A 24095-nucleotide genomic window follows, 5' to 3' on the forward strand; every position below is an offset into this window, starting at 1 on the left:
GGGAGAAGGGGGTCAGGAATTCACGCGCATGGGCATGAGCACATAGAGGAAGCTGCTTCCACTCTTGATCACACCTGGGCTGATTTCGTCAATGAGATGAAGGTGCACTTCATCGCTCAGCAGGTTGCGCAGCGGAGCCATGAGGAATTCCGGATTGAAGGCGACGGTCATTTCCACCCCCTTGTAGTTGATGGCCACGCTTTCACGGGCCTCACCCACGTCCGGCGAGTTCGCCACCACTTCGAGATTGTCCTTGGAGAAGTGGAGCTTCACCGAGTTCGACTTGTCACTGAGGAGAAGCGACACACGGGCGAGCGTGCGGAGCAGGGGCTCGCGCTCGAGTGTGATGCGTTCTTTGCTTTCTCCTGGGATCACCTGCCGGTAGTTGGGGTAGTTCCCTTCGATTAACTTGCTGGCGAGGAAATAGTTGCCAAGATCAAAGCCAACCTGACCGGAAGCCACCTTCAAGGTGACCTCACCCTCGTCTCCGAGGAGGCGCTGGATTTCATTCACCGCCTTCGTGGGGATGATGATGTCACCCTCGTGGCTCTGGGGAAACTCCAGCTCCTGCTCCACCATGGCGAGACGGCGTCCGTCCGTGGCCACCATGGTCAGCATGTTGTCGCGGAAGGAGCACAGGATGCCATTCAGCACGTAACGGGTCTCGTCCGTGGAGATGGCGTAGGAGGTCTTGCGGAGGCACTCCTTCAGCACGCGCTGCTCAAGCTTGAACTCGCGGGCGTCGTTGAAGGTCGGGAGCGGGGGGAACTCATCGTGCGCGAGACCCATGAGCTTGAAGGAGCTCGGGCCGCTGCGGATGTGCGCCACATTTTTTTCATCCACAGACACATCGACTTCATCCGCGGGGAGTTCGCGCACAATGGTGGCGAGGCGACGGGCCGGCAGGGTGGTAGCTCCGCCTTCTTCCACATCGGCCTTCACGGTGCCGCTGATACCGACGTCCAAGTCCGTCGTTGCAAAAAGGAGTTCGCCCTTGCCCGCCTTGATGAGGACGTTGGACAAAATCGGCAGCGTGGTGCGTGTGCTGACGACGTGTTGCACCTGCTGAAGGGCGCTGAGATAGGCTTCCTTGCTGATCGAGAATTTCATGATCGGACTTGCGCACCTCTCTTAGCGAGAGGCTAAAATTAAGCAAGCATAATGGCGGAAATCGTCCGGCTGTCTAAAGGAATATAGTGGTCCCCCCCGCCACCGCTCCCGATGGACGCTAACCTAAAGAGGCTCAAGCAACGGGACGTCGCGATTTTGACTCCTTTTGCGGCTTGAAATTTGCCGCCGGATGGAGCTTGGAATGGTACCTGGACGCGGTGACGCAGCGCCTTCTCTTCGTAGTGGCCGGCACCGCTGGCTACGGCCCCGCTGCCCTTCGGGATGGCCAGAGCGTTCTGACGGGTCTGCGCGGCCAACCACTGTTTCACGCTGCTTTTACGCCGAAGGCGTTACACATGCATAGCCCAGGGTCAGCCCGCGAAGCGGGCGCCACCCTGGGACAGTCGGAGCTATTCCTGAACGCCGAAGGTGTTCCACAAAATCGGTCCACCGGTATATCACGTCGACTGACACCAGCGGCGGTTTGTGGAACTCCTTCGGAGTACGATTCTTTCCTACCGCAACCCAAGGTGGCGCTTGCTACGCAAGCTGACCTTGGGCTAGACGATGTACAACGCCTTCGGCGTAGAGAAACGACCACCCAGGCCCAAATGCCCCGCAACAGCGCTGCCGGGACAGGGTAATCCGTCTCACATTCACCCCCCCACCCCGCCCCTTTTTGACAAGGAGCAGGGTCTATTCGGGACAAAGCCCAGGCCCAAGTCCCAGCCTCTACACCGCCTTCCGGATTTGCTCCGTGAGGGCCGTCACCACCTGGCGGAACTCCTCACTCTTCGTCATCTTCTGGGCGATGGTCTTGCAGGCGTGGATGATGGTGCCGTGGTCCTTCCCGCCGAAGGCATCGCCAATCTCCTTGAACGGAGACTTGGTAAGCTCGCGGGCCAGGTGCATGGCAATCTGCCGCGGCAGGGCAATGTTCGCTGGACGGCGCTTGCTGTTCATGTCTGCGAGACGGATGTCGAAATGCTCGGCCACCACCTTCTGGATGATGTCGATGGTGATCACCCCGGTCGCGGGCTCCTCCAGGATGTCCGCCAGCAGCGTGCTGAGCGTTTCCTTGGTCAGGGGCTCGGCCGGCTTGCTGCGGTCACCCGTGCCGGACATGGAAATGTGGCCCGCCACGCGCATGAGGGACCCCTCGAGACGGCGCACGTTGGTACGGACATTCTCCGCCAGGAACGTGAGCACCCAGTCCTCCACCGGCACCGCCCAGTCACGTGTCTTCTGGCGCAGAATCGCCGTGCGAGTCTCCACATCGGGCGACTCGATCATGGTCGTCATCCCCCACTCGAAGCGGGAGACGAGACGCTCTTCCAGATTCTTGATGTCGCTCGGTGCGCGGTCGCTCGTGAGGATGATCTGTTTGAAGGAATTGAACAGGTCATTGAAGGTGTGGAACACCTCTTCCTGCGTGCCACCCTTGCCCGCGAAGAACTGGATGTCATCGATCATGAGGACATCCACCTTGCGGTACTTCTGGCGGAAGGCATTCACGCGATGCATGCGCACCGCCTCGATGTACTCATTGGTGAAGGCCTCGCTGGTGACATAGCGCACGACCTTGCGCGGCTTGTTGCGCAGAATCTCCTGGCCGATGGCCTGCATCAGGTGCGTCTTGCCCAGACCCACATTTCCATGAAGGAAAAGCGGGTTATAAGTTTTTCCAGGCTTTTCCGCAACGGCGCGGGCCGCGGCAAACGAGTACGAGCAGTTCGGACCCACCACGAAGGAGTCGAACGAGAAGCGGTGGTTCAGTCCGGCATCCGAAAGGCTGCGGGCAAAGCGCGCTTCATCGCGGAAGGGAACCTCATCTCCGGTGGCCTCGATCGTGACCGCTGTCTCACGGCGACGGTCCATGCTGCGCGCAGCTTCACGAAGCTGCGGACGGGACTCCACGGGAACCTCAGGGTCCACCATGAACTCGATGTCACAAGCACCACCCGCCACATCTGCAATGCAGGAAGTGAGCGGCTCCATGAAATGCTCCTCAATCCAGTACTGGTGCATGAGGTTCGGCACCCGCAGCACCACCGGTGCAGGGTCAAGACGTTCGATGGTGACCTTGGAGAACCAACGGTCAAAACTCAGCGATCCAATTTTTCCACCGAGATCCACAGCAGCGCGCTTCCAGGCCTTCACTTCAGGTCCAGGCTCCGGTACACCGGGGAATTTGAGAGGAAGAAGTTCACCTTCCTCTTCGGGATCAAGGTCACGACGGGACGTGCTCATGGCAAGCATAGTTGATGTCGTGAATTTCACTCCGCAGTGTTCAGCTCTTTCGCTTCATTAACCTTCCCTACACAATCCCCTGCGGCGAAATTTTTGAAATTCATCCCTCTCGTTTAGGACTCATTCGAGAAAGTCACAAGATAATCTTCGATCATTTTGAAAACTCTTTCCAAACTTTCAACTTGCGTCAAAAAATCAAAAAAAGGCTTGCCGTTTTGGTCGTGATTCCCCATGCCTTGTGCTGCCTTGCATGCGGCTCGATGTGTTGTTTTTTAAGCCATGTCCGACGCTTCTCCAACCCTTGACACACTTGCCGAACTTTTACAAAAACGGCTCGATGTGATCGCCGACAGCGAACTTCGCATGAAGGATGCTGAAGCACATCTCGCGGCACTGCGCGAAGTCTCTGAAGCAATCGATGCAGAGCATCAACGCCTGCGCTCACAACTTGATGGACGTCTGCGACACTTCCTGCAGCAGGCGAGTTATCAGAAGGCGCTGGAGTGGATTCAAGCATCGAGGAAGAGTTGATAGTTGATGGTCGATGGTTGATAGCCTGAAGAAGTCTAGAGTCTGAAAAACTCGAGTGCAGAGCCAGCTCGGGATCCAGCGTAAAAACGCAGCTGAGTTTGAGGGACTGGAATGTATCAGACACTCAACTCTCAACCTTCTCAGGCTATCAACTATCAACCAAAGACCATCAACCCTCATTGAAGAGCTGCCGCATCCGGCGCTTCCGCCAGGCGAACATCATTGTGAGATAGATGCGAAAGAACGTGATGGAAAATAGATGCCCGAGCCAGCCACCCCTCATGGTGTAATAGATTTCATCCACCATCCTCGTGCGCATTTTATCCATCGATTCAAACCGGTGGTGATGCACGAAAGATTGGAATGGACCTTCCACCATCTCATCCACCAACAAATGGGGAGGTTCCACGCGCTTCCAGCGGCACTTCCACCGCATGGGCACGATGCCGAGCTCCCGCATGCGCAGCTCGATGACGCCGCCTTCCACCGCGCTCTCATCCGCGCGAAGTTCCACCAATCTTGACGTCGGTGGCATGACCTTCATTAGGTTTGCCGGATTGTTATGAAACTCAAACAACGCCTCCGCTGAGGCGTTGAGGATGCACTCCGAGCGGAAGGTGGGCATGGGGAGGGAGTCAACGCAGTACCTCTGAGCGCGGCTAGCGTTGTCACCGCTTTGAAGCCCACGCCAGGATTTTTATGAATGCATACCCCATGATCCCAAACAGTGCGGCACCGAGCGGGGCTATTACAAAAGCCACAAAAAACTCCCCGAGCATGGTGTAGATCGCCATGCTAAACACGCCCATGACGCACGCCGCGACGAGAAACCCTCTGACCTGTGCATCTATGATTTTATTCATGTCGGGCAGACCCGTGGCGACTGATGGAGCAGATTGCTCTATTTGATTGAAGGTTTGCTACTTCCGCAAAATCTTCTCCATCGCCTTCCCCTTAGCCAGCTCGTCGATGAGCTTGTCCAGGTAGCGAATCTCCCGCATGGTCGGCTCTTCGATGTCCTCCCCCGGATGCCGCAGACCGTGCCTTTGATTAAGGTCCGCGAAGGATTCAGCCCAGCTGCCTCGCCGAAGAAGGTCTCAAAGTCCGTCTGCTTCTTCAGGTGGGTCTCCAGCTCTTTCTGGCTGTACCCGGTCAACCAGCGGATGATTTCATCGACCTCCGCCTTCGTGCGCCCCTTCTTCTCCGCCTTGGCTATATAGAAGGGATACACACTCGCGAAGCTCACGGTGTAGATGCGGTGCTTGGCCATGGGGTTTGTTTTACATCGGCCTGGCTCCGCATCCAAGCGCGGCTGGAGCATTTTAGAAACGTCATGCTGCGACGCCACACGCCCGAAAATGGGTGTGTTTGGGTGCAGGGTGTTCAACACAGAGACACAGAGACACAGAGACGCAGAGGAACTTCGGAGACTGAGGAAGACCAAAGAAATCATAAAACACCCAGAGGCCCCCCCGATGCTGACGCGCAGCGTCCCTGGACTGCGCGCAGCCTGCTGCCGCTTTCCTGCAGTGCAGCCTGCTGCACACTCCACCGCGACGAAGTCGCCAAGCATATTTGGACGCATCGCCTCACAAGCGAGTATCAACATCGCCACAGCAGGCTGTGGACTCTTCAAAGCGGCAGCAGGCTGCGCGCAGTCCAAGGCCTTCGGCTCCCCGATTTCCGCGTCGCCGTTACCATCTCCTAAACGCTGCTGCTTTGCTGCTTTGCGTTTCAACCAACCACGCAGCCCGCCACACCCAGCACCCCCTAACGCGGCAGCTTCACCTGCGCCGTATTCGCCGGTTTCACCGGCTCAGCCACGGGAATGGCCTTGGGAGCGGCTCCATCGGGCTGCTGCTGAAGCTGCTGTTCGTCTACCGGAATCGCCGGCATGGGCGTATTGGCCAGTACGGGCCAGCCAGCCTCCATGTTCAGCTTCGTGGGCGGGGCGATGGTAATCGGCTTCTTCTCCGGCGTGGTGAAGCCGGCGTAGGTCAGCGGGGCCACGGTGGCGCACACGCCGTCCGTATCGCGGTTGCGCACCACATTGATCACGCAGCAGATGTGATTCTTGTTATCCAAGGTGAACTTCTGGTCGGGCTTGAAGGGAGATTCAGCCGACTTCGCGCCGGGCAGCAGCAGCTCCACCTGCACGTCCTCCAGCTCCTCCGAGCGGGCGCGGACGACCCACCCCTCCTTCATGACATCGCCCTCTTGCAGGGGCCGGGCAAACATCACCACATAGGTGCCCTTCACGTACACCGGGTTCTCCGTGGTGTAGTTCAGGATGTAGGTGCGCTTCAGCAGGTCGTTGGCGAGCTGGAGTTGCTCAGGATTGTAGTTGTAGTACTTCGCCAGGAGGTCGCGCGGGCCCACGAAGGTGCCGTTGGGAATCTTCAGCGGGTCGAACTTCTGAATCGGCTCCAGCTTCTCCAGCTTCGTGAGCAGATTATAGTGGAAGGGCTTCTCCGGATACTTGAAGACCATGATGCTGAAAAACCAGCAGAAGGTGGCCAGGCCCATCAGCAAGGTGATGAGGATGGTCCACCAGAAAAGGGTGGTATCGCCACGGGTTTTGGCGAGAGACCCGCCCCCGCTGCGCGAGCGGAAGTCCGAGCCATCATTGAGAAAGTGAATGCTCATGGAGGAACTTGATCATCAATCAGGTGAGAGACCCGCCACACGCCAGGGTCTCGAATTCGACTCCCCTATAAAAACTAACATTTTCGGGGGATTTAGGAAGGCATTTGTTCATTTGGCGTCCGCCTTTCGGGGTTCGAAAGAGGAGCCACAGCCACAGGTTCTCTCGGCTTGGGGATTGAGAACCTTGAAGCCGCCATCACTCAAACTGTCTGAATAGTCGATCTCCGAGCCATCCAGGAAGGAGAGACTCTCGGGGTCCACGATGACCTGCACGCCACCCTCGCCGTAGACCTGGTCGGCCTCGGCGGGAGTATCGAGCTTCATGGCATACTCCAGCCCTGCACAACCACCGCGCTTCACCATGAGACGCAGTCCCGTGCCCGCAGCGGCGTTCTTGCTTTCCAAAAGCTCGCGCAGGTGTTTGACGGCATTCTCAGAGACGGCAATCATGGCATGACAATAGTATACAACATTATAGCAAGCATCGCGCATCCCGGAAGGCACCAAAGGCAGCTCGTCAGCATCAGCGGGGTTGCTTTGGCATCCCTGACAGATGAGCGTGGATGACGCTATGATGGCTACGTAGCAAGTATTTGAATTGACGCAAACACGATGAGCAGAATTCGCATTCTCCCCGACGCACTGGCAAGCCAGGTGGCCGCGGGTGAAGTGGTGGAGCGGCCCGCCGCAGTGGTACGCGAACTGGTGGACAACAGCATCGATGCCGGCGCCACGCATGTGGAAGTGCATGTGCAGCGCGGTGGCTCCTCGCTCATCCGTGTGGTGGACAATGGTCATGGCATGGGCCGTGAGGATGCGCTCCTCTGCCTGGAGCGCCACGCCACGAGCAAAATCCACACGAAGGAAGACCTCGCCTCCATCCGCACGCTTGGCTTCCGTGGAGAAGCCATGCCCAGCGTTGCAAGCGTGTCCCGCTTCCGCCTGGCCACCCGCGAACCTGATGCCCTGGCTGGGACCGAAGTGGAAGTGCATGGAGGAAAAATGCACGCCGTGCGCGACTACGGCGGCGCCCCCGGCACCGTGGTGGAGGCGCGCTCGCTCTTCTATAATATACCGGCGCGTCGCAAGTTCCTCCGCTCGGAGGCCACCGAGTACGCGCATGTGGAGCAGCAGTTCCGCGTGCATGCCGTGGCGAATCCCAGAATCGCCTTCACCCTGGTGCGGGATGGCGAGGTGCTTTTCCACCTGCCCGCCACGGACAGCCTGCTCGCCCGTATCGAGGGCCTGTGTGGGGCAGACATGGCGCGCCGACTCTATGAAGTGGAGCCCTTCACCCTGCAGGGCGTCACGGTGCAGGGCTACATCGCCGGACCCGGCGTGAGTCGTGCGAACCGCCAGATGCAGTTCACCTTCCTGAACAAGCGCTCCGTGGACAGCCCCACCCTGGCCTACGGCCTGCGCGAGGCCTACCACACCGCGCTCATGAAGGGCCAGCACCCCATCACCTTCCTCTATTTGGAGATGGAGCCGGACACCTTCGACATCAATGTGCACCCGGCGAAGAAGGAAGTGCGCTTCCACAACGGCTTCGGCGTGCGTGAAGCCGTGGTGCAGGCCGTGCGCCGCACCCTGGAGGCCGCCACCCGACTCTCCACCGGCCACATGCCCATGCCCGTGGGGCGCAGTACCGCTGCACCGCAGATTCCCGCCGCCGATGAAGTGCAGACCTCCCTGGCCATTCCCGAGCGGGAACAGGTGGCGCTGAGAAGTGACTGGAGTGCGATGCCGGTGGCTACGCCGAGGCAGGCTGCAGCGGTGACGCCACCGGCGGGTCAAGATGCGGCGCCCGCTCCCAGCAGTCCGCCATCCCGGTCCGAGGACGAGAACGAGCACGAGGAGGAGGACGAACCAACCGCCGTGGTCACCGCACGCAGCGGTACGCCTTCTCCCTCCGTTCCTGCTCTTGCTCATGCTCCTCCTCTTGCTCCCTCCCCGACCGAGGCAGCATCACCCCCTGACTCCGCTCCCCGTCTCCCCGTCTCCCCCTCTCCCACTCTCCCCTCTTCCCCCTCCACCCCCGCCCCCGGCTCCTTCCGCATCCTCGGCGTCCTGCACAAGCTCTACGTCCTCATGGAAAACGCCGAGGGCCTCGTGCTCATGGACCAGCATGCCGCCCATGAACGCGTGCTCTTCGAGCAGATGCGCCGCGCCATGGAGACCGAGGGCGTGCCCTCCCAGCGCCTGCTCATCCCGCTCACCATGCAGACCACCCCGCGGGACTTCGATGTGCTCAGCCGCAACCTCCCCGTCCTGCACAAGCTCGGCATCGAGGCCGAGCCCTTTGGCACGAACGCCTTCAAGCTCGACGCCCTGCCCGCCTTCATCAAAACCGACGACCCGCTCGGCCTACTCCGCGACGTCCTGGACGAACTCGCCGGCGCCGGTTCCAAGACCTCCGCCCTGCGCCTCGGCGAGGACATGATCGCCACCACCGTCTGCCGCCACGCCGTGAAGGCCAACGACCACCTCCGCGACCCCGAACTCAAGAAGCTGCTGGAGGATTTGCTGGCTTGTGAAATGCCCTACTGCTGCCCGCATGGCCGCCCCACGCTGATACAGATCTCGCTGCCGGAGCTGGAGAAGAAGTTTGGGCGGAGGGCGCCGTGAGATTTCCGCGCAGGATATTCCAAGCAATCGCACTCCTCCTAAGTCAACTCACCAGCTTCCATGCTCATTCCTGAAGAGAACATCGAACGTCGATGGATTACTGCCGGAAACAGCGGGATTTGGGATACGCTCAGTACTTACACTTTTGTGGAGTATTCGCGGGTGCCAGCGTTGCCTCTGACTCACTCCTTGTTTGATTGGCTCTCTGAAATTCCCGCGCGAGACTACGACGGCTCCACCCTGGACAGCCCTGACAACAATATCGCAAGTTACGGAAGCATCGAATCCGAGCTTCAAGCGCTCGGATTCTCCCTCCCCGAGGAAATTGAGATATTGATGAGGCAGCCTGAGATTCAGGCACAGATACCGACGTGTACCGGCTGCTATCTGGAGTTCGCGGATACCGTCACCCCACTTCCCGGTTATCCTGGCAACTACGTAGTCCGGTTCATGAACGACTCGCAGTGTTGTGTTATGTGGTATCTGCTTTTCCAACGGAGCAGGCCAACGAGAGTGCTGGTCAGCAACTACTTCATCGAACAGGATATCTTCGAGGCAATGCACTACCTGGCCGAAGAAGACGTCCTGCTTTCCTATGATGACGCACTCAAAAGCATCTACATCTGTGCGCAATCACCTGGCGAGTTTATTTTTCGCTTTTGCCTTGAGAATACCATCTGGTTCGCCACGCACGGCAAGCTTCCACTATCACCGCTTGAGCGTGAATACCTCGACCACGCAAAGAAAAGTGCCTGACCATATGCCGTGGGGATCGGAGTGTCCTGCTTCGGGCAAGTGTGTTCAACAAGAGCACTGAGGAGATAGATGCTTCTACGCCGAAGGCGTTGCACATCGTCCAGCCCAAGGTCAGCCTGCGAAGCAGGCGCCACCTTGGGTGGACTCAGGAGGTATCCGAACGCTGAAAGCGTTCCACAGAGAAGCAGGCGGCACGGACTGCCTCCTCACGCAGCGCCTTTGTAGAACGCTTACAGCGTTCAGCATCTTGATGCAGCCACCCAAGGTGGCGCTTACCGCTTCGCGGTGAAGCTGACCTTGGGCTGGACAATGTGCAACACCTTCGGTGTAGGAGTTTCCACCCTGCCTTCGCCCAACTCGAACATTCGCCAATAATCACTTCACCACATCAATTGTGAACCGCATCGTATAGCTGCCACTGCCTGTATTCCACTTTATGAGCGTCAGCTTGATGTCGTAGACGCCGGTCCGCCAGTGCTGGTCACGTTCGTACTTTAGAATCGCTTTGGTGATTTCGGCAGGGATGGGCTTGCCTACGGCATTCGCCACCACCACGGCGGCAGCCTTGGACAGTTCCTGTAATGCTTGCTCTGAATCGACCGGAGAGTTGACGTTCAGCACGAGCCTCACCTGTGCCACGCGCTCGAAGCTACCCTCAATATAGTAGGCAATGTTGTTCTTAAGCGAATCGGCAGATGGCGAAGGAATCTCCACATAAGTCGAACAGGCCCGCACCATGTCACCATCGCTCTTATATTGGCCCGTACTCAACGACGCACGAGTCGCATAGTTCTTCACCACACTCGGCGGATCGCTTGCGAGATCTGCATACGCTAGGCCCGATGTACAAATCCAAGCGACGATGGTGAGGGCTGTTTTCACGGGGCCGTTGATTTATTCTACACCACATCCAAAAACTCGTCTAGCCGCTGATGCAGCTTCTTCCGCGCGAGGTCATCCACGCCAACACGGACGCCATCACCAGCAGCAGCACCGGCCGCTGATGCGGCCGCTTCATCCAGGCGCTGAAGGATCTCGCGGTAGAGGCGGGCGGATTCGTGGGTGGTGGGGGTGGATGGAATTATGGTAGACCCAGCGGATGCGGGGCTGGCATTCGCCCCACCCGACGGCTGCTCCTCCCCACCCCCCAGCCTCGCCGTCACGAGTCCTTGCACCACTTCCTCCATAGGCTCGCTGTCTTCTGCGGCTACCTTGGCCAGCGCCTGAAACTCCCCCGGGGTCACTCGCACCAGCACGACTTCATTCCGCCCGTCCTTCAGGGCCTGGTCGCGGGTGTTGATGAGGGTCTTCAGGGCTTCCACGTGGGACTCGGGCCATTCGCCGGCGGCGATGAGGAGGCGGGCGAGGTCGGCGAAGGTCTTGCGGCCCAGGGATTCCAGGGTGCGGGCGAGGGTCTTGCGCTCGTCTGGGGAGAGCCAGACGCCGAGCTGGGTCTTGCCGTCTTTGCGGGGCGGGGTGGGCATGATTGTTAGTTTATTGGACATACAAACGAACGTCCACAGCGAAGTTTTGGAATCTTCCGCGATTCTATGAACTTCCAAGTTGCTCTTTCTTCGCGGTATTGTATATCCATCTGGATATACAGCACAGGACATACACACGAAGTCATGAGCAAGATTTACGTCAGTGTGCCATTCACCGCCGAGGAGAAGTCCCGGCTGGAAACGGAGGCGAAGGCAGAGGGTCGGTCGCTGGCGCAGCAGGCGCGGCGAAGGGTGCTGGCGGGGATGGGGGTGGGAGCGGATGTGGGTACCGGTATCGTGGAAGCGGCGGGTGGGGGCAAGGGAGGCTCCGCACCGAAGGCTCCCCACCGCGGGACTTCGGCGAGTCCCGCTCCTTGATCGAGAGGCTCGCGCTGTCCCCCGCAGGGAGGTCTTGCTGGGGTGGGTCTGAACTGGGCTCGAATCAAGTTCCCCCGCACGCATGGCTCCTCGCAGGGAGAGGGACTCGCCGAAGTCCCTCATCATTTCCCATCACGATGTCTCACACCCGGCACGCCACCCCATTTCACAAGCTCGCCAAATGCCCACGATGATGCAGGAAGCTATTTGGAGTGCTGGATCTCGCATGCGGGACAGCTTTCGGGAGCAGAGCTTGCTCTGCGTGAAGCTACCCATGATGCCTCACCTCTTGGGAATGGCTTCCCTGCCTCTGGCTTCACGGCAGCAAGCTGCCTGCGAAAAGCTGTCCCGCATGCGGGATCCAGCACTCCAAATTCGCCGCAGGTCCATGCCGCACTCCGGAGATAGGACGGCTGCCCGGAACCACCACACGACCATCTGCCCCCGGCAAGCCCCATACACCCGCCACCATCACACCATCTCACACCATCACCATGAGGATACGCACCATCAAACCGGACTTCTGGCATCACGAGGGCATGGCGGCGCTGCCGGCGGAGACGCGGCTGCTGGCCATCGCGCTGCTGAACTGGGCGGATGACGAGGGGTACTTCCTGGCGGCGGCGGCGCTCATCAAGGGGAACCTGTTTCCCTTTACGGAGGCATCGCCGGACGTTCCGAGCATGTTCGCGGAGCTGTGCCGCGTGGGTTGGATGCAACTGGGCACGGACACGGAGGGCCGCAAGGTGGGCCGCATCATCAACTTCTCCAAGCACCAGTGCGTGAACAAACCCCGCGCCTCCCGCTTGAAGGACACCAGTACCTTTTCCCTACCCCTCCCGGACGCTTCCATGAAGGCTCCTGTACCATTCCCGGAGGCCTCCATGGAGGAAGGGAATGGAAGAGGAATAGGAACTGGAAGTGGAGTTGGAAACGGAACGGGAACAGGAAATGGAATGGAGGAGGCTGCGCCAGCAGCAACTCCTCCACCAACCTTTGCAGCGGCAACAACAGCAGCAGCGGCACTCACGCCTGCGGCGCAAGCTCTGCCCTCGACGGGCATGAGCGGGAGCAAGAGTATGAGCATGAATGCGATAGGGTGTGATGGCAAATATCCCACCATGGAACAGGCACTCGCCTATGCGCAAGGGGCGCCCATCCCCATCACCCCGGCACAGGCCACGGCGTGGCATGAGAGCCGGTCTGACAACGGATGGATGACCAGTGTGCGAGGCACCCTCACGCCCATCGCCGACTGGCGGGCGAACCTCCACAGCTTCGTCCGAATCTGGAACACGAGGGACGCGGACAAGAAGGCGAAGGAGGAGGAACGACTGCGACGGCAGAGGGAGAAGAGTGGGCAGGGGAAGCGCCCGGGGGCAGGTCATGCGCCTGGGAGAGAGCATGAGGAAGAGCACGAGCAGGAGCAAGCGTGTGAGGAGGCATCATCTCCGGATACACCCTCACCACCGGGCCGGGCAGAGCTCAGCATGCACGAGCGCTTTGCCCACTTCACCCGCATGCAGGAACTCGACCGTGAGTGGGAGGCCTCCCCCCACCCCGCCGATGAACTCCCACCCTCCCAGCGCCCTGAGAACCAAATCCAGTAAGCAGTAATCAGTAAGCAGTAAGTCAGTGACCAGACGATGCATGACTCATTCTTCATGGCTCCCGGAGGGAGCGCGGCTGGTAGCCGCTGTCCCTCCGGGACAAACACAATTCCTAACTCGCCGCGCAAACCCAACGCCCACCTGCTCACCGCCCACCTGCTCACCGCTCACCGCTCACCGCTCCACTGACCTACTGACCTACCGACTCCCCCCATGCACCTCTCCGTCTCCGAAATCTCCAAGCGCCTCGCGGATCGCGCGGAGGAAGTCTGCCGACTCCTCCTCCCCGGGGGCAAGGCAGTGAAGCAGCACTGGCACGCAGGCGATCTCTCCGGCGCTGCGGGAGACAGCCTGAAGGTCCACCTCACTGGCGACCACGCAGGCCGCTGGGTGGACTGGGCGAATCAGCAGGACAGGGGCGACCTAGTGGACCTGTGGCGCATGGCACGCGGCCTCACCGCCGCAGAGGCCATCCGCCAGGCGAAGGAATTCCTCGGCATCTACGAACCCGTCTTCCGGGAGAAGAAGGTGTACCGCGCAGCGCCCGATGATGAAGCGGCTGGGGTGAAGCCGCTGGATGAGCAGGGCAAGGCGATGCAGTACCTCGTGCATCAGCGGAAGCTGGAGCCTGCCATCATCAATCGTTACCGTGTCACCGGCTGCGTCGCATCCCGCGCCATCGTCTTCCCCTGTTACAGCCCGGAGGACCAGCTCATCAACCGCTCCTACCGCAGCCTGCCGCAGGAGCATGAGAGCAAGCGCGTGTGGCAGGACAAGGAGTGCGCGCCGTGCCTCTTCGGCTGGCATGCCCTCTCCCGCAGTGCCTACCAGACGCGCACCGTGCTGCTGTGCGAAGGGCAAATCGACTGCATGACATGGGCCATGTGGGGCATCAATGCGCTGAGCATCCCCAATGGCAGCGGAGGCACGTGGCTGGAGTATGAGCTGGATAACCTCGCGCCCTTCGACAACATCTACATCTCCTTCGACATGGATGGCGCGGGTCGCCGTATCGCGGAGCAGACCATCGCACGCCTGGGGAAACACCGCTGCCTCACGGTGCATCTGCCGGAGAAGGATGCGAATGACTGCCTGCGCGCCGGGTACTCGGAACATGATGCCCGCGAATGGCTGGAGTGCGCCACCCTGCCCCGCGTGGAGGGACTGGTGCTGGTGCATGAGCTGGAGGAGCGGCTCATCACGGAGATGACGCCCAAGCCGGAGCCCTTCACCCTGCCCTTCTTCCGCGGGGAGTGGCCGCACACGGGCCTGTACTTCCGCCCCGGGGAGGTCACCACGTGGACCGGCGTCTCGGGAAACGGCAAGTCCACCTTCCTGCGCTTCCTCACGATGAATGCCGTCTTCTCCCGCGTCACCTCCATGGTGGTGTCCCTGGAAGTGCGCGTGGAGCGGGAGCTGGCGAAGATGCTGGCCATGAGCGTGCCTCCAGAGGCCCCGCTGGTGGAGGTGCGCACCATCACCGCCTTCCTGCGGCAGGTGGGTGCAGACCTGATGTTTGCGGATACACTGGGATACATCAAACGTGAGCGCCTGCTGGAGATGATGTGGTTCGCCTTCCAGCGGCATGGAGCCATGCATTTCGTCATCGATTCCCTCATGCGCATCGAGGGACTGGAGGAGAACTACCCGGAGCAGGGCAAGTTCCTCAATGACCTGCAGGAGTTCACCAAGGCCAGCGGCAGCCACGTCCACCTCGTGGCCCACCCGCGCAAGCTGGCGGACGGCGCACGACTCACCAAGCACGATGTGAAGGGCAGCAGCCTGCTGGTCAACAACACGGACAACCTCGTGAGCATCACCCGCAACGCGGAGAAGGCCGCGCTCATCCGCAACCGCGCGCCCCGCAGCGAGTGGGAGGACCTGCATGACACGGAAATCGCCGTGGAAAAGCAGCGCGACTCCGGCTGGGAGGATTCCTTCTACCTGAAGTTCGACCCACGACGCTACACCTTCACACTCTGTGATGCACCCGGATACACCCCGAAGACCGGGGCGGGCGCAAAATCCGGCGCGAAACCACGCAAGAGCTACACCCCCTACAACGACTGAGCCGATGACGGAGAAGGACATACTGGAAATACGACTCACCATAATGGAACAAGTGCGGGCGGCCGGGTGGAAGGCTGGTGTACCCGCGGAGAATGTCCGTCTGGTAGTCACGGATGAGATGTACGCCATTCTATTTGATGCGTTCGATGCCCTCGCATGCGAGATCTACAACGTGATGCATGACGGATGCTTCGCCATCGCGTATGTCCCCGAAACGCTGGGGGGTGCATCATGATGAAGGTGGTAAAGGGAGCCATCAAGATGGTGCAGCGCACCGTGCGCTGTCAGGTGCTGGATGCGGCAGTCGCTGCGGGGGTGCCAGTGTCCGAGGTGCGCGTGGTGGTATCAGACGAAATGTACGAAATCATTGGCCCCTCCCTCTTGGACCTGAAGTGCAAGTACTACACGGTGCTTCAGAAGGGCTGCTTCTCCATCGTGGATGTGCCCGGGATGCGGGAGAGGAAAGATGTCAGTGGCCCGTAACCTCCGGGGCGTTCTCGATGCCGCCCACGACAGAGGTTCGCCCCATCAACTCGGTGAATCCACGTCAAATACGGCGACGGCGCTTCAAAAGTGCCGACGACAGGCCCAATGTCATCAACAAGGACACACCGGGTTCCGGCACACTGAAGACATTTGTTGTATAATCCAGTGTGCGAGAATCACCCGCGGCGATTCTGCCGAAATTGTGGTAGAACACAAAGTAGCTGTCGTCGTGAATCTCGTTGCTCCAAACGCCGAACGAACCGGATGTGGGTGGCTCCACATGAAGGCCCAGCAGCGATACGAAATCGGAATAAGACCCTTCAACCGCGGTTGCAGTTCCATGGAACAATACGAACGATTGCGCCAGGGGGTTGGCGCCGTGGTCGCCATTGTTTGTATTTCCCGAAGCTGGCTGAAGGACGATTTGAGCAGGTGCGGTGTAGAGACTGTTGAAGTTGCCAGGGTTGCTGGTCGAACGAGCATTGCGGAAAGGGCTGAGAGCGCCTATCGTGCTGGGAAACTCCAGGATGTCAGCGTGGAAGAAAACCCTGTCGAGTTCATTCAGGGCATACACGTCTTCTATGTTGTCTCCATCGATATCTATACCCCAAGTGCCAGGAGTGGCGTAGATGGAGCTCGGGACGATGAGCAGTTCAGAGCGCACGGAGGTGGGCCCAAATCCGAATAGGATGAGGCATGCGAGAGCGGGAATTCGCGGATTCATGATTGGGGAGTTGAGTTTTTTCGATTGGAACTTCGCATCCGCCGCCGGGATGCGGCCGGGAACGAGAAAACGGTCCCACGCGCATCTCGTTTGTAACGACAGGTTTTCAAACATATTCGACACTCAATGCCCAAAAGATTTCCATACCCCTCCCTCGTATATTCCAGTTACCCGCAGGCGCGCCAGCATTCGCAAGAATCCAAGACGACTCACCATAAGTAGAACGTCAGTCCCCTGAGCCTGCCATGCCGGATGCGGGGAGACGAAGGGCCTCCGGCCTTCCCCTTCCCCCTCCAAAAAATATCACGCGTGCACCAACGCTCCGGCACTTGCGCTCATCGTGCAAAGTTCTAGAGGATGGGATAACCATGTCGCTGTCCCTGCCTGCCTCCGCTCCTACCGACCAGAAGCTCTACTCACCCGGTCAGATTGCGCTGGCCGCATTCATCGGTGCGCCTCTTGCGGCGTGCTGGTTCTGGTCGCGGAACTACCTGCAACTCGGGAACAAAGCGGCCAGCACCCAGTGCCTGATATGGGGCGTGGTGAGCACCGTGGTGCTGTTCACCGTGACGTGGTTTCTACCAGATAATTTCCCAGGCTCCGGAATACCCATTGGTTACACCATCGGATTCTTCATGGCCGTGAAGGGGGCACATGGGCCCATCATCGATCAGCATCTCGCGGGTGGCGGCCGTCTCGGCTCGTGGGGGGCCGTCATCGGCATCAGCCTGTTGTTTTTCGCCGGCATTCTTGCCGTCGCCCTTGGCGTGGTGACTTTGTTTTATATGGCAGGGTACGTTCCCGAGGAGAGCCCCGCATGATGGTGCGCAGGGCGCAGAGTGAGTCAGTAGCCAGCCGCGCTCTTGAGCTCCAGGTATTCTCGCACTTCCAGCACGGGGGCGGCACCTGGAGCGGAGGTGTAGAGGGGACCGGTGACGGCGACTTTGATTTTGTTCGCGCTGGCGGTGGTCACCTTCTCCAGCAGTTCCTGGTAGGCAGCGCGCTCTTCATCCTCGGGACCACGGGCACGTTGCTTGTGGTAGTTCCACTGGAGCTTGTGCTCCAGCTTCGCGAGCGGGATACTCAGTGCAGGGGTCTCGGAGGTCAGGTGCAAGATTCCGTCCTTCAGTTCGAGCGTGCCCTTCAGGGTGATCTCGATGCCGCGCATGAAATAGTTTCCACCCATCAAATCGGTGAACTCCTTCCGCAGCTTCTCCACATCTGGCAGGCCGGGTTCCTTCATCAGCAGGCTCGCGGTGCAGTTGTAGTAGTCCACATCGCCGATGTGCTTCACCAGGCTCACACGTTCGAAGGCGGCCTTGGCGTTCGGCCAGCAGGACTTCATGCCGTAGGGACAGTTCGGCGTGATGCCCACCACCACTTCCAGGCAGGATGGGTCAGTCAGTTCATCCGCGTGGACGAGGCTGAGACTGCTCCCTGCGAAGAGAGAAGCCAGGAGCAGAAACAAACACACACACATCATCCGGCAGGCTCGGTGGGCAGGCGTCTTCATGGTGAGATGAGGAATATGGGGGATTCGGCTTCATGCCGCCGTGGACTGTTGTCTTTCTTCAGGGATGCACCCGCACCACCTTCGCCACGGAAGGCACACCGACTTCATTGAGGATGAACATGAGGTAGTGACCCGGTGGGCACACATTGGCATTCGCGGGTGAGCGCACCTTCAGTTGATTGCCCTGCACGGTGAAGGTCAGGAAATTGATGCGCTGCCCCTGATTGTGCGCATGCGTCACGGAGGAGAGCCGCACCAGGCTGATACGCCGTATCACACCAGGCGGCTGCGCGGTGCCTACGTCGAACTCCACATTGTACGCCACCTCCTCCGGCGCGCTGGTAATGACGGGGCGGTTTCCTTTGAAAAGATACGTCGGCGAGAAAATCTGTGCATTCCTCAGGCTGTGCTGTGGCTCATTGGGATCACCACCATCGATGGGACGATACTCACCACCGCCAGCGCTCAGCACGCGCCCATCCGCCAGCAGCACGGCAGCGGAGTGGTACAGGCGGGACTCCTTCTCTGCCGCCATGGCCATGAACTGTCCGGCACTCGCAGGTGCGCCCGGCGGCGGTGGTGTCCACAGCTCTGCTGTTTTCACGGGCGTATTCACATCATTGAATCCATTGTTCGGTCCGCCGTTGCCACTGGTGCCGCCAGTGATGAGCACGGTGCCGTCTGGCAGGAGGGTGGCATTGTGATGACGCCGGCCAATCATCATCTGCCCGGTGAATTGCCACTGGGGATTGGGCACGGTGAGGTCGATGATTTCCGCACTGCGCTGCCCGGGAATGCCACCGCCGGTGATGAGTATCTTGCCCACGTCATACATGACGGAGCTGCCATACTCGCGATCCGTGCCATTGAACTCGCCGAGTGGTTCCCAGTCCCCTTCGCCATTCACATCCAGCCACTGGGTCTGGCGGGGTCGTGACCAGCCTGCGAGGAAGAGGCGGCCATCCGGCTGCACGTACATCCAGGGATAGTAGGGTAGTCCTTCGAAGTTCGCCCCGGTCAGCGTGTCCCACTGGCCATTGTTGCGCAGCACCTGGAGCAGCGGGTTGAAGTTCTTGTTCTGGTCCTGTCCGCCGAGCGTGAGGACGTCGCCGTTCGGCAGTGTCACCACCGTGGGATACCAGCGGCCCCCTTGTCCAGGTTCGCCCATGGGCTCCTCCTTGGTCCACTTGGAGTTCTTCCAGTTGAACACACGCACCTTGTGGGAGCCCTTGCTGTCTTCAATGTGCCCGCCCACCACCATGAGTCTGCCGTCTGGGAGGAAGGTGTGCCCTGAGCAGAAGAGATTCACCTCCTCTGGCCCGCCATGCAGGAGTGGGTCCGGCACCGGCACGGCGGGAGCGTTGGGATTCGCCGGGTCCCACACAAAAGGCGTCGTGTGGTGTGGGTCCAGACCCTCCACAGCAGCAGTGGCATCCGCGTTCCAGTCGCGCCGCCCCCAGAAGAGCACCTTCCCATCCGGCAGGACACTGAGGTGGATGCCCACATTCGGCCACTTGATGAGGTCGGGGTCCCACCTGCCGACCTGCGCCGGGTCCGCTTGGGCAAGGGCAGCACGTTCACCACCGAGCCACATTCCAGAAAATGCCACGCACAGCGCCAGCACACGAACACGACCCGACCAAATGCGCAATGGCGGGAGCACGGAAGTGTCCATGCCTCAAAATCGCGCATGCGTCGTGCCAGTCCATGCAAAAACCACCCGCCCGTCGTTTTGGAATCAGAATGCGAGTTCCTTTAGAGCAAGGTTGTGCCGGAGTGACAACAGCCAGCGAGTGCATCGTCGAAACGAACACACCCTCGAGCCCCTGAGGCACCATTGGCTATGCATCTTAACGCCCCTCCACAAAATGGGACGGTAGGGACGCGCTCCTGCGCGTCCGTAGATGGCGGGCGGAGGCGGAGGGGAATGCCACGTGGCGAGGCCGTTTCGTGCCGCAGTTCCACACCACCTCCGCCCGCCTGAAGTCGGACGCGCAGGAGCGCATCCCTACCGCCTTTTTGGTGGAAGGGCGTTTGCCTTGAAGGGCGTAGTCCACGGAACTGCTTCGAATATGCACCATCGATCACCGCGAAAGGCATCTGCTCACCCAACGGAGTCCATGCTCAAAACAAGAAAGCGGACCCGCAGGTCCGCTTTCTCGCTTCGTGATTATTTGGAAAATTCTCCGGCAGCTCGCCTGCCTCCTTACCGCATGTCCTCCTGGAATCCGGCAGGCAGGAGACCGCCTTGGGATTGCTGGGTGATGGGGGGAAGGCTGTAGCTGTTGTCCTGGTCCGCAATGGTCTCATCTCCGAAGCCACCTTGATAGTGCTGGGACATGAGCTGGCGCTGCGAGGTCAGGTACCGGCTCACCTCCGCTTGAGAGATGGGCTCCACACCTTCACTGTAGTTGACCCTGGTCACTTCAAATCCGCGCTGGCTTGAGGAGGCGGGTTTGAAGATGAAGAACACAGCCACCAGCGCCATCACCGTGGCGCCAGCAAAGCCCCATTTGGGAGCGAAAAGACCTTCAAAGTAGGTGTTGATTCGCTCCCAGAGAAGGCCCCGGGCGGACTGTTGAAGCAATTCGGCACGCTGCCGATGCTGGAGTCGACCTACAAAATCGTCCACGAAACCGGGTGGTGGCTGCTCGTGACGCTTGAGTCGAATGAGTCGCTGGATGTCTTCGAAGTCACTCATGGTATGATCTTCCCTGCTAACGCGTTTCTACTCTCCACGGCGGTTTTGTTTTTCATCTATTGTCGGAACTCTTCAAGGAAATTTTGCAACTGCCTGTGGGCGTAGAACAGGCGGGAACGCACGGTCCCCTCGCTGACTCCCAGGATCTTGCTGATTTCAGCATGTTGAAGACCTTGGATGTCGTAGAGGGTCACTACGGTCCGGTGGTCTTCAGACAGCTTCATCATGGCCTCGTTCAAACGTTTCTGGAGTTCGTGGATGTTTACGTCCTTCAGGGGATTCCCGCCTGAAGTGAGTTTGATGAAATCAGGGTCATTCTGGATGCCGCTGTCCACGTCATCCAGGCTGAGCTTGGTATGACGGTTCCGCTTTTTCAGGAAATTCAGCGTCATGTTCACGCTGATGGAGTAGATCCACGTGTAGAAGGTGCTCTTCCCCTGAAAGCGCTTCAGGGAGCGGTAGGCCTTCGCAAAGATGTCCTGCAGCAGGTCCGCGGTGTCATCGCGGTTGCTGGTCATGTTGTACACCAGTCCGTATAATTTCGGCGTGTACTTCCTCACCAGATCGTCGAAAGCCCGCGTGTCCCCAGTTTGGGCGCGCGCTACGAGTTCCTGGTCGGGGTCTGGGTTGAGAGGACGGTCTGACATCGCCATTCCCGCGTGGGAGCGCGGGCACCGAGTTAGAGAAACATGCGAGGCCACCCCCGCGCAAGTGTTTCTTACAGATGCAATCGCGCCGCAACGGTCCGCTTAGCGCGTCCCGGGACGTTCCCGGCGCATGCGGACAGCCACGGCATCAGTATGGGGTAGGATACGTTTGCGGAGAAGGACTTCCACCGCACGAACGCGCTCATCTTGCAAAAAGTGGCCCACGAGGTCCGCTGCCAGCGTTTCAAGGAGCTGACGGGGACGCGAAGCCGCCAGGGCGGTGGCTTCATTGGCGGCGCGTTCATAGTCGAGGGTATCACTGAGTTCATCATGCATTTTGTCAAATGCACAGGCTAAAGTGACAGTGATGTCCGCACTGACGGTCTGCCAGGCCGCGCGCTCGGCCTCCGGCACACCGATGCGAACCGGCATTTCCAGGCCAAGGATGTGAATTTCGTCGCCAGACATGGGGAAATCTGAAGAGTTGATAGTTGATAGTTGAGGGTCGATAGTTGATAGCCTGAGACTGAGGGCCTTCAGAGCGAAGGGATGTGCACCATCTGGGCGGGGTTGAGACCACGGCGCTCCATCTCCTCCATGAGCACGCGGGTGGGAATGTTCAACTCCATCCGGAGAGCATCGGCCCACGGGAGCCACTGGAAGGCCTCGGCCTCATCATTGAGTACGACTTCGGGCTCGGATGCGGAGCACTGGGCGGTGTAATTGAGCAGCAAGAAATGGGCGCTGCGCATGAACTCGGGCGGCTCCACGCAATCCTGCACCATGACGAAGGTCACCTCCCCCAGGTCGAGGTCAGTCTCTTCCTTCACCTCGCGGCGCAGGGCTTCCTCACAGGATTCGCCACGCTTGATCTTGCCACCCGGGATGCCCCAGCGGTGGCTCCACTTGTGCGTGCGCATGAGCAGGACTTCGCCGCGATGATTCGTGATGAGCGCGCCCACGGTGGCCACGGGAAAGTGACTGCCGTGATTCGCGAGCTGCACATGCCAGCCGCCGAGAAGCCGTGGCAGGCGGGAAAGGTCCGGCACCAATACATCCGGATGCGCCTGCATCAGCACGGTGGCGCTCTCATACCCGGTGCAGGTGGCGATGCTCAAGACACCGGCGGAGTGCGCGGACTCGATGTCATGCCGCATGTCCCCGATGAAGGCGCTCTCCTCCGCAGCCATGCCATGCTTTTCCAGCAGCAGGCGGATGCCTTCGCGCTTATCCACCACGCCGCAGAAAGCGTCCTCAAAGAAATCGCGCACGCCATTCGCGCGAGCCTGGGCCTCGAAGTGCTCCTCAGGCGCGCTGCTCAGCAGCACGATGCGACGCCCCGTGGCAGCGGCATACTGCAGGAACTCGCGTGCATGCGGCAGCAGCGGGACCACGGCAGGGTCCGCGGGGAAGTGCGCCATGTAGAGCTCCTTCACCACCTCCAGCTCGGCATCCGGTAGCATCTCCTTGTAGAACTCGGTGTACGGCAGGCGGAAGGTGGCGCGGAATTCCTCCCGGCTCAGCGCCTCGCGCCCATGATGCACCAGCACCCCATTGGTCGCATGCAGCACGCCGGCGAGATCATCTGCCAGCGTGCCGGACCAGTCGAAGATGAGATTGCGGATCATTCAGGAAGTGAGGAGGCGTGGTGCGAGGACGAAGACGAAAGAGGAAGAGAAGGGATGGAATATGAAGAGGGATGGCGCGGAGCAAAGTGAGAAGGCGTTTAAGAGCGGCTTAAGTTTCCATGCAGCCGATTGCTTAAGGCATCTAGCAAAGAAAAGGCGATCAACACACTTCTCCAATAATGATCTGCGCTTTGCGTCTTGGAGTGCGGTGGCAAGCGCTAAGGCGCGACACCGCTTTGAACGGAGATAAAGAGCATCAGAGAGCAGAATCACGGTCCAAGTCCCAACATGCTCTCCCATTGGGAAGCTTCAGATGCTGAACTCTGCTGGAGTCCCCCAGGACTGCAGAACGAAATTCCTTCGTTCAAAGCGGTGTCGCGCTTGAAGCTTGCCACCGCACTCCAAGACGCAAAGCGCTCCGTCATCTGTAATCGTCGTTTATCATCATAACTGCCGCATAGCATGGCCACATCTGGTCATCGATTGATTTTACACGACACATGTGCAATGAAAGAAGCGAATCGCACCCGCCCCCAATGAACTCCCTCTTCGTCATCGCCCCCTACAAATATGAAGGCATCTGGGTCTTTGATGATCCCAGCGTGGGCCTCGTGCAGGAACCGTTCGTGAGCGGAGCAGACACCATCCTGGATGTACTCACCGAAGACATCCCCGATGCAGCGAATGGTTTCCGGCTCGTATTCTCCCTGGACCCCTTCCCCGGATACTCAGCGAGGTTCGTTTGGAATCGACCCGAGTTCAGCGGGAACTGGTACACATGGCCCGAGCGCAACATGGAAGGCTGGCTCTGTCCTGCGCTCTTCAAGTATTTTGAAGAAGCTCCCAAGGAGATCTACGTGAAGGCCTCGGCGAAGTAGGGGACGGCCCAAAGACTGGGCAGGACAGTACCATCAACAGTTGAAAAGGGTCTTT

General features: G+C 59.6%; 25 protein-coding genes and 1 pseudogene. 10 read left to right on the top strand and 16 right to left on the bottom strand.

Annotated elements, in window-relative coordinates; translation table 11 throughout:
* Positions 1-12: 12 nt before the first annotated feature.
* Together dnaN and dnaA are read right to left on the bottom strand one after the other, a co-directional pair.
* Positions 13-1110: a DNA polymerase III subunit beta gene (gene dnaN / locus G5S37_RS19995; protein ID WP_165206209.1), complete on the bottom strand. Its 1098-nt coding sequence runs from the start codon at positions 1108-1110 to the stop codon at positions 13-15.
* 732 nt (positions 1111-1842) lie between these two features.
* Positions 1843-3360, bottom strand: a complete 1518-nt coding sequence (dnaA, locus tag G5S37_RS20000; RefSeq protein ID WP_165206210.1) for a chromosomal replication initiator protein DnaA — start codon at positions 3358-3360, stop codon at positions 1843-1845.
* A gap of 279 nt (positions 3361-3639) precedes the next feature.
* Between dnaA and G5S37_RS20005 the strand changes: the two genes are divergently transcribed.
* Positions 3640-3891, top strand: coding sequence for a hypothetical protein (locus tag G5S37_RS20005; protein WP_165206211.1), 252 nt, complete (start codon positions 3640-3642; stop codon positions 3889-3891).
* Between the two features lie 169 nt (positions 3892-4060).
* Here G5S37_RS20005 and G5S37_RS20010 read toward each other — a convergent pair whose 3' ends face one another.
* The 5 genes and pseudogenes from G5S37_RS20010 to G5S37_RS20030 form a co-directional block, all read right to left on the bottom strand.
* Positions 4061-4516, bottom strand: a complete 456-nt coding sequence (locus tag G5S37_RS20010; protein WP_165206212.1) for an SRPBCC family protein — start codon at positions 4514-4516, stop codon at positions 4061-4063.
* Positions 4517-4559: 43 nt separating this feature from the next.
* Positions 4560-4754: a hypothetical protein gene (locus tag G5S37_RS20015; RefSeq protein ID WP_165206213.1), complete on the bottom strand. Its 195-nt coding sequence runs from the start codon at positions 4752-4754 to the stop codon at positions 4560-4562.
* A gap of 57 nt (positions 4755-4811) precedes the next feature.
* Positions 4812-5161, bottom strand: a pseudogene (locus tag G5S37_RS32875) (DUF2200 domain-containing protein).
* A 500-nt stretch (positions 5162-5661) separates the two neighbouring features.
* A complete protein-coding gene (locus G5S37_RS20025; protein WP_165206214.1) occupies positions 5662-6537 on the bottom strand; it encodes a hypothetical protein in 876 nt (291 codons plus the stop codon).
* Positions 6538-6645: 108 nt separating this feature from the next.
* Positions 6646-6987: an iron-sulfur cluster assembly accessory protein gene (locus G5S37_RS20030; protein ID WP_165206215.1), complete on the bottom strand. Its 342-nt coding sequence runs from the start codon at positions 6985-6987 to the stop codon at positions 6646-6648.
* Between the two features lie 162 nt (positions 6988-7149).
* On the opposite strand from G5S37_RS20030, the gene mutL reads away from it, so the two are divergent.
* Positions 7150-9165: a DNA mismatch repair endonuclease MutL gene (gene mutL / locus G5S37_RS20035; RefSeq protein WP_165206216.1), complete on the top strand. Its 2016-nt coding sequence runs from the start codon at positions 7150-7152 to the stop codon at positions 9163-9165.
* Positions 9166-9225: 60 nt separating this feature from the next.
* Positions 9226-9921 carry a hypothetical protein gene (locus G5S37_RS20040; RefSeq protein WP_165206217.1) on the top strand — a complete coding sequence of 232 codons (696 nt, stop codon included), beginning with the start codon at positions 9226-9228 and terminating at the stop codon, positions 9919-9921.
* A 375-nt stretch (positions 9922-10296) separates the two neighbouring features.
* Here the strand turns inward: G5S37_RS20040 and G5S37_RS20045 are convergent, their stop codons facing one another.
* Together G5S37_RS20045 and G5S37_RS20050 are read right to left on the bottom strand one after the other, a co-directional pair.
* Complete coding sequence (locus G5S37_RS20045; protein ID WP_165206218.1) at positions 10297-10803, bottom strand: hypothetical protein; 507 nt, start codon at positions 10801-10803, stop codon at positions 10297-10299.
* A 17-nt stretch (positions 10804-10820) separates the two neighbouring features.
* The gene (locus tag G5S37_RS20050) at positions 10821-11405 is read right to left on the bottom strand and encodes a hypothetical protein (RefSeq protein WP_165206219.1); all 585 of its coding nucleotides are present in this window, start codon (positions 11403-11405) and stop codon (positions 10821-10823) included.
* A gap of 144 nt (positions 11406-11549) precedes the next feature.
* Here G5S37_RS20050 and G5S37_RS20055 point away from each other — a divergent pair, with 144 nt between their 5' ends.
* The 5 genes from G5S37_RS20055 to G5S37_RS20075 all read left to right on the top strand — a co-directional run bounded on the left by G5S37_RS20055 (position 11550) and on the right by G5S37_RS20075 (position 15946).
* Positions 11550-11783, top strand: coding sequence for a hypothetical protein (locus G5S37_RS20055; protein ID WP_165206220.1), 234 nt, complete (start codon positions 11550-11552; stop codon positions 11781-11783).
* A 494-nt stretch (positions 11784-12277) separates the two neighbouring features.
* Positions 12278-13393 carry a hypothetical protein gene (locus G5S37_RS20060; protein ID WP_165206221.1) on the top strand — a complete coding sequence of 372 codons (1116 nt, stop codon included), beginning with the start codon at positions 12278-12280 and terminating at the stop codon, positions 13391-13393.
* Positions 13394-13606: 213 nt separating this feature from the next.
* The gene (locus G5S37_RS20065; RefSeq protein WP_165206222.1) at positions 13607-15463 is read left to right on the top strand and encodes a toprim domain-containing protein; all 1857 of its coding nucleotides are present in this window, start codon (positions 13607-13609) and stop codon (positions 15461-15463) included.
* 43 nt (positions 15464-15506) lie between these two features.
* Positions 15507-15698: a hypothetical protein gene (locus G5S37_RS20070; protein ID WP_165206223.1), complete on the top strand. Its 192-nt coding sequence runs from the start codon at positions 15507-15509 to the stop codon at positions 15696-15698.
* Positions 15695-15946, top strand: a complete 252-nt coding sequence (locus G5S37_RS20075) for a hypothetical protein (protein WP_165206224.1) — start codon at positions 15695-15697, stop codon at positions 15944-15946. The genes G5S37_RS20070 and G5S37_RS20075 overlap by 4 nt, the downstream gene beginning before the upstream one ends.
* 64 nt (positions 15947-16010) lie before the next feature.
* On the opposite strand, the gene G5S37_RS20080 is transcribed toward G5S37_RS20075, so the two are convergent.
* Entirely contained in the window at positions 16011-16787 is a 777-nt protein-coding gene (locus G5S37_RS20080; protein WP_165206225.1) for a PEP-CTERM sorting domain-containing protein, read from the bottom strand.
* Positions 16788-17041: 254 nt separating this feature from the next.
* Here G5S37_RS20080 and G5S37_RS20085 point away from each other — a divergent pair, with 254 nt between their 5' ends.
* Positions 17042-17494 carry a hypothetical protein gene (locus G5S37_RS20085; protein ID WP_165206226.1) on the top strand — a complete coding sequence of 151 codons (453 nt, stop codon included), beginning with the start codon at positions 17042-17044 and terminating at the stop codon, positions 17492-17494.
* 23 nt (positions 17495-17517) lie between these two features.
* Here the strand turns inward: G5S37_RS20085 and G5S37_RS20090 are convergent, their stop codons facing one another.
* From G5S37_RS20090 to G5S37_RS20115, 6 genes are all read right to left on the bottom strand, one after another.
* Positions 17518-18186 carry a hypothetical protein gene (locus G5S37_RS20090; protein ID WP_165206227.1) on the bottom strand — a complete coding sequence of 223 codons (669 nt, stop codon included), beginning with the start codon at positions 18184-18186 and terminating at the stop codon, positions 17518-17520.
* A 58-nt stretch (positions 18187-18244) separates the two neighbouring features.
* Positions 18245-19861 carry a glyoxal oxidase gene (locus tag G5S37_RS20095; RefSeq protein WP_165206228.1) on the bottom strand — a complete coding sequence of 539 codons (1617 nt, stop codon included), beginning with the start codon at positions 19859-19861 and terminating at the stop codon, positions 18245-18247.
* A gap of 531 nt (positions 19862-20392) precedes the next feature.
* Positions 20393-20887 carry a hypothetical protein gene (locus G5S37_RS20100; protein WP_165206229.1) on the bottom strand — a complete coding sequence of 165 codons (495 nt, stop codon included), beginning with the start codon at positions 20885-20887 and terminating at the stop codon, positions 20393-20395.
* Positions 20888-20943: 56 nt separating this feature from the next.
* Positions 20944-21534, bottom strand: a complete 591-nt coding sequence (locus G5S37_RS20105; RefSeq protein ID WP_165206230.1) for a sigma-70 family RNA polymerase sigma factor — start codon at positions 21532-21534, stop codon at positions 20944-20946.
* A gap of 102 nt (positions 21535-21636) precedes the next feature.
* Positions 21637-22002, bottom strand: coding sequence for a dihydroneopterin aldolase (locus tag G5S37_RS20110; RefSeq protein WP_165206231.1), 366 nt, complete (start codon positions 22000-22002; stop codon positions 21637-21639).
* Positions 22003-22070: 68 nt separating this feature from the next.
* A complete protein-coding gene (locus G5S37_RS20115) occupies positions 22071-23162 on the bottom strand; it encodes an NUDIX domain-containing protein (protein WP_165206232.1) in 1092 nt (363 codons plus the stop codon).
* Between the two features lie 536 nt (positions 23163-23698).
* Here G5S37_RS20115 and G5S37_RS20120 point away from each other — a divergent pair.
* Positions 23699-24040, top strand: a complete 342-nt coding sequence (locus G5S37_RS20120) for a DUF6717 family protein (RefSeq protein ID WP_165206233.1) — start codon at positions 23699-23701, stop codon at positions 24038-24040.
* The last annotated feature ends 55 nt before the right edge of the window (positions 24041-24095 follow it).

Origin of the sequence: Roseimicrobium sp. ORNL1 (genome assembly GCF_011044495.1) — a bacterium.
In the GTDB taxonomy this organism is placed as follows: domain Bacteria; phylum Verrucomicrobiota; class Verrucomicrobiia; order Verrucomicrobiales; family Verrucomicrobiaceae; genus Roseimicrobium.